3 protein-coding genes and 2 pseudogenes are annotated in these 2,280 nt (G+C 63.2%); 3 read left to right on the top strand and 2 right to left on the bottom strand.

Annotation, left to right across the window (positions count from 1 at the left end):
• Positions 1-161: pseudogene (locus tag ABT116_RS43130) on the top strand (IS6 family transposase); the annotation flags it as partial.
• A 76-nt stretch (positions 162-237) separates the two neighbouring features.
• Here ABT116_RS43130 and ABT116_RS43125 read toward each other — a convergent pair.
• Together ABT116_RS43125 and fdxA are read right to left on the bottom strand one after the other, a co-directional pair.
• A pseudogene (locus ABT116_RS43125) lies at positions 238-711 on the bottom strand (cbb3-type cytochrome c oxidase subunit I); the annotation flags it as partial.
• Positions 712-720: 9 nt separating this feature from the next.
• Positions 721-1,083: a ferredoxin gene (gene fdxA, locus ABT116_RS43120; protein ID WP_351646210.1), complete on the bottom strand. Its 363-nt coding sequence runs from the start codon at positions 1,081-1,083 to the stop codon at positions 721-723.
• Between the two features lie 8 nt (positions 1,084-1,091).
• On the opposite strand from fdxA, the gene ABT116_RS43115 reads away from it, so the two are divergent.
• The gene (locus tag ABT116_RS43115) at positions 1,092-1,799 is read left to right on the top strand and encodes a lipase family alpha/beta hydrolase (protein ID WP_351646208.1); all 708 of its coding nucleotides are present in this window, start codon (positions 1,092-1,094) and stop codon (positions 1,797-1,799) included.
• 38 nt (positions 1,800-1,837) lie between these two features.
• Positions 1,838-2,280, top strand: a 443-nt coding sequence (locus ABT116_RS43110) for an esterase/lipase family protein (RefSeq protein WP_351646206.1), incomplete at its 3' end; no start/stop codon positions are given.

The following is a 2,280-nucleotide window of genomic DNA, read 5'->3' as shown; positions in this document are numbered from 1 at the left end:
CATCAACCGGGCACGCGCAACGATTCCTGTCCGCCTTCTCGGGCATCTCACCGCATTTCCGGCCCAACCGGCACAGACTCTCTGCGCCCGAATGGCGGACCGAGATGGCCGACCGCTTCACGGTCTGGCAGGAAGTCACCGCCACCGATGCCGCCGCCTGAAAGTGAACGTCCCGGCGGCGTGCCGTAGCGTCCTGCCCCAAACCAGCCGCGCCGCTATACTTTTCGACTAACGTGACAGTGCCCTGGTCAGCGGGGTATATCCCGTCCATCCGAAGTCGGCGGCTCCTCCGGGGGTGAGGAATCCGGATACGGTGATGAGCGCACCGAAGAGGTACAGCCAGTAGCTGAGCGCGTTCAGTCGCGGGAACGCCACATCCGGTGCGCCGATCTGCAGGGGAAGTATGTAGTTCGCGAAGCCGAAGACGATCGGAGTGGCATAGAGCAGCAACATGATCGTGCCGTGCATGGTGAAGAGCTGGTTGTACTGCTCGTTCGAGAGAAACTGAAGACCGGGGACGGCAAGTTCGGTCCGGATCAGCAGGGCCATCAATCCGCCCAACATGAAGAAGGCGAACGAGGTGACCAGATACATCACGCCCAGCTGTTTGGGATCGGTCGTAGTGGCAGCGGAATAGAGGAACGTGCCCTTGAGCCCCCGCCGTTTCGGGTAAGGCCGCGAAGGAAGGAGCTCTGTCACAATGGGAGTCATTGCCGTTCCTCACTGCGCGGGAGATGGCGGTCCGATATCCGGACGATTCGAGTGCGAATACCCGCCTACCAGCTCCGTATCGACGCCTACGCGACCAAGCTTCGCGGATCCGCCCGGCGACCCCACTACCTCGGCCGCACCGGGCAGTCGCCGATGGAAGAAGCGGGCATTGTCATCGATGAAATCTTCCCAGCGGGCGGGGACGTCGGATTCGTACGAGATGGCCTCGACCGGGCAGACCGGTTCGCACGCACCGCAGTCGATGCATTCGTCCGGGTGGATGTAGAGCGACCGCGCTCCTTCGTAGATGCAGTCCACCGGGCATTCCTCGACGCACCCCCGGTCCAACACGTCGATACATGGTGCCGACAGGGAAACGCGTGGTCTTCATCGTTCCGGGCCAGCAGCTGTACAGCTCAGGCGAGGCACATCAGGCGCCTTACCGCGCCCTCGACGGGGCACTGAAGGATGCGGGCTACGAGACGCACTTCGTCGATGCTCCCGGCAAAACGATTGCCGCAGATGCCGAACTGATCGCCGAGGCGATTCGTACCTACGCCGCTGACGCCACATATGTCGGCGTGGTCGCGCACAGCGCCGGCGGACTGAGTGCCCGGTACTACGCGAAGTTCCTCGGTGGTGCCGACAAAGTGGACAACATCGTCTCGGTGGCGTCGCTGTGGAAGGGAACGCTCGGAAACGAGCAGGCAAGTATCGGCCGCAGCCTTCGCGAACTCGGAGTATCCGAGGCAGCGCAGGCCGGATTCCCGATCTGCAAGGCGTGTCTGAACATGGGGGCCGGTTCGGAGTTCATCGAAAATCTCCGTGCGGGAGGCGTTTACGCGCCGGGCGTTCACTACACGAACATCACGACGCGCTACGACGAACTGGTGCTGCCGTACACAAATGGGCTGGAGCCCGGGCCCAACGCCACCAACATCGTCGTCCAGGACGGTTGTGAGCAAGACATCACCGATCACCTCGCCATCGCGGCATCGCTGCGCGCTGCGACTTTTGCTCTCAATGCACTCGACCCCGCGCACCAGCGGCCGGTACCGTGCAACTCGGTATTGCCCGTCGTGGGTTGAGCAACATGTGGAGGCCTTCGGTGGGGATTCGAACATGCGTGGGCGCTCTCGCTCTGGCCGGAGCCGTAGCTGCGACCGCCACACCGCTTGCGTCGGCGAACGAACCTCTTCCCGTTCCGTTCGGTTTCTTCAGTGGAATCGCCCTCGAAGCGACCAACCCGGGCGGATCGGCCCCCGGCACCAACGACTTCTCGTGCAGGCCTTCCGCTGCTCATCCTGATCCCGTCGTTCTGGTGCACGGGACGGCGGCCAACCGTCAGACAAATTGGGGCGTACTCGCACCCGTGCTGGCCAACGAGGGGTACTGCGTTTTCGCGCTCACCTTCGGGAATCGAACGGACCAGCCGTGGCCGATTTCCGCAGCCGGCGGCCTCGCACCACTCGGAGACAGCGCAGGGCAGCTGTCGGAGTTCGTCGACCAAGTCCTTACCGCGACCGGTAGCTCGAAGGTGGACCTGATCGGACACTCCCAAGGGACGAC

The sequence above is a fragment of the Streptomyces sp. NPDC002130 genome (assembly GCF_040296465.1).
GTDB lineage: Bacteria > Actinomycetota > Actinomycetes > Streptomycetales > Streptomycetaceae > Streptomyces.
This window is presented reverse-complemented; position numbering and strand designations above follow the sequence as displayed.